Origin of the sequence: Rhodopseudomonas sp. BR0C11, from assembly GCF_010820945.1 — a bacterium.
In the GTDB taxonomy this organism is placed as follows: Bacteria; Pseudomonadota; Alphaproteobacteria; order Rhizobiales; family Xanthobacteraceae; genus Rhodopseudomonas; species Rhodopseudomonas palustris_H.
Genome location: NZ_QTKI01000511.1, coordinates 1 through 3017 on the forward strand (window position 1 = coordinate 1; position 3017 = coordinate 3017).

2 protein-coding genes and 1 pseudogene are annotated in these 3017 nt (G+C 68.0%); all 3 read right to left on the reverse strand.

The features are described from left to right. Window positions 1-450, reverse strand: a pseudogene (mraY, locus tag DYI24_RS24295) (phospho-N-acetylmuramoyl-pentapeptide-transferase); the annotation flags it as partial. Window positions 451-460: 10 nt separating this feature from the next. After that, complete coding sequence (locus DYI24_RS24300) at window positions 461-1900, reverse strand: UDP-N-acetylmuramoylalanyl-D-glutamyl-2,6-diaminopimelate--D-alanyl-D-alanine ligase (RefSeq protein ID WP_164574143.1); 1440 nt, start codon at window positions 1898-1900, stop codon at window positions 461-463. Next, window positions 1897-3017: UDP-N-acetylmuramoyl-L-alanyl-D-glutamate--2,6-diaminopimelate ligase (locus tag DYI24_RS24305; RefSeq protein WP_164574144.1), on the reverse strand; the 1121-nt coding region annotated here is incomplete at its 5' end. The genes DYI24_RS24305 and DYI24_RS24300, both read right to left, overlap by 4 nt.

Below are 3017 nucleotides of genomic sequence, written 5' to 3' on the forward strand. Positions count from 1 at the left end.
CACCAGCGCGAAGCACGCCGCGCCCGCGATGGTGAATTCGATCAGCAGACGGGTGCGGCCGGAGATGCCGGCGTGGGTCTGCTTGGTGACTTTCATGTAGTCATCGTAGAAGCCGACGAAGCCAAAGCCGAGCGTCACCGCCAGCACGATCCAGACATAGGGATTGAGCGGATTGGCCCACAGCACGGTGCCGACCGTCAGTCCCGACAGGATCATCAGGCCGCCCATCGTCGGCGTGCCCTTCTTGGTCATCAGGTGCGATTGCGGGCCGTCGGTGCGGATCGGCTGACCCTTGCCCTGGCGCAGCCGCAGATTGTCGATGATCCATGGGCCGAACATGAACACGAACAGCGCCCCGGTCACCATCGCGCCGCCGGTGCGGAAAGTGATGTAGCGGAAGACGTTGAACGCCGGAAACGAGCTGGAGAGGTCGATCAGCCAATAGAGCATTCAAGCCGCCTTACACCGCAGCGTCGTCGCGTGCGGTCGTGCCGGGGAAGCGCTTCTCGAGCGCGGTGACAATGGTTTTCATGCGCGAACCGAGCGACCCCTTCACCATCACGACGTCGCCGGCTCGGATTGCGGCGACGACTTGGGATTCGAGCGCGGCCGCGTCGCCTGCATAGCCCCCTCGTTTGCCGGAGGAAAGGGCGTCCCACAAATTGCGCATCAACGGGCCGCAGCAGAACACCAGGTCGATGCCATTGGCCCGCACCGCCTCTTCCAGGCCCCGGTGCAGCTCCGGGCCGCGCGGGCCGAGTTCGAGCATGTCGCCCAGCACGGCGATCCGCCGCCCCTGCCCGCTGACCTCGGCGCGGCCGAGCACGCCGAGCGCCGCCGCCATCGAGGCCGGATTGGCGTTGTAGCTCTCGTCGATCAGCGTCGCCTCGCCGGAGCCGACCGGCAGCGGCTTGCGGACGCCGCGGCCGGCGGCGGGCGCCACCTGCGACAGCGCCAGCGCGGCAAGTGCGAGGTCGGCGCCGGCCAGCTCCGCGGCGGCCAGCACCGCCAGCGAATTCAGCGCCATGTGCCGGCCCGGCATGCCGAGCTTGTAGGTGACGTCGTAGCCGAGAACGCTGGCATGCACGGCCGAACAGTCGGCATGCAACGCGACGTCGAGCAGCCGCGCGTCGGCGGCCGGATCGGCGCCGAAGGTGACGATGCGGCCGACATTGGCGCGCAGCGCATTGCTGCATAGCCGGTCGAACATCGGCGTATCGCGATTCAAGACCGCGATGCCGCCCGGCTCGAGCCCGGTGAAGATCTCCGACTTGGCATCGGCGATGCCCTCAATGCCGGAGAAGAATTCGAGATGCACCGCTTCGACCGTGGTGATGATCGCGATGTGCGGCCGCACCATCTTGACCAGCGGCTCGATCTCGCCGGCGTGGTTCATGCCGATCTCGAACACCGCAAACCGCGTGTCCGCCGGGCAGCGCGCCAGCGACAGCGGCACACCCCAGTGATTGTTGAACGACGCCACCGAGGCGTGGGTCGCGCCCTGCGCGCTGAGCACGCCGCGCAGGCCTTCCTTGGTCGAGGTTTTGCCGACCGAACCGGTCACCGCGATGACTTTGGCAGACAGGCGCGACCGGGCCGCGACGCCGAGCCGGCGCAGACCTTCAAGTACATCTTCAACGACGAGCAGCGGCGCGTCGGCAGCGAACTTGTCGCGCTGCGCCTTCTCCACCACCGCCAGCGCCGCGCCGGCGTTCAGCGCCGCGGCGACGAAGTCGTGGCCGTCGTGAACATCGCCCTTGATGGCGAAGTAAGCGTCGCCCGGCGCCAGCGTGCGGCTGTCGATCGAAATCCCGAACACGTCGCGCGGCAGCGTGCCGCTGCGCGTCGCGGCCATCGCCTCCGCCATCGCGTCGGAGGTCCAAAGCGGTTGTTTGCTCATGCGGCGCTCGCTGATAGCGCCGCTTTCGCGGCGTCGTGGTCGCTGAAATGCAGCACGCGGTCGCCCACGATCTGCCCGGTTTCATGGCCCTTGCCGGCGATCAGCAGCGCATCGCCCGGCTGTAATTCGCTGATCGCGGTGCGGATCGCCTCGGCGCGGTCGCCGATCTCGCGTGCGCCGGGCGCGGCCGCGAGGATGGCGGCGCGGATGGTCGCCGGATCTTCGCTGCGCGGATTGTCGTCGGTGATAATCACCACGTCGGCGTTCTCGGCCGCGATCGCGCCCATCAGCGGTCGCTTGCCGGAGTCGCGATCGCCGCCGGCGCCGAACACCACAACCAGCTTGCGCTTCGCATAGGGGCGCAGCGCCTGCAGCGTCTTGGCGAGTGCGTCGGGTTTGTGCGCGTAGTCGACGAACACCGGCGCGCCGTTGCGGGCGCCGACCAGATCGAGCCGGCCCGGCGCGCCTTCGAGATGTTCGAGCGCGGCGAAGCTTGCGGCCGCATCGCCGCCGGTGCCGATCACCAAGCCGGCCGCAATTAGCGCGTTCTCGATCTGGAATTCGCCGACCAGCGGCAGCTTGATGCTATAGAGCCGCCCCTCATGTTCGACATTGAGCGACTGCGCAAAGCCTTCGACCGCGGCATCGATCAGCTTGATGCCGGAGCCCGGATCGCCATTGCGGCCGGTGGTGATCAGGCGCAGGCCGCGCGCACGCGCTGCTTCGATCACTTCGGCCGAACAATCGTGATCGGCGGAGATCACCGCGGCGCCGCCATCCTGCACCAGATCGCGGAACAGCCGCAGCTTGGCATTGAGATAGTGCGCAACGGTGGGGTGATAGTCCATGTGGTCGCGCGACAGGTTGGTGAACCCGCCCGCCGCGACGCGAACGCCGTCGAGCCGGAATTGATCGAGCCCGTGCGACGAGGCTTCCAGCGCCAGATGGGTGATGCCCTCGCGCGCGATCTCGTCGAGCGAGCGATGCAACGCGATCGGGTCGGGCGTCGTCAGCGAGCCGTACACGCTGCGCGTTGGGGTGACGAGACCGATGGTGCCGATGCTGGCGGAGGCATGGCCGAGCCGCTGCCAGATCTGCCGGGTGAACGCCGCGACCG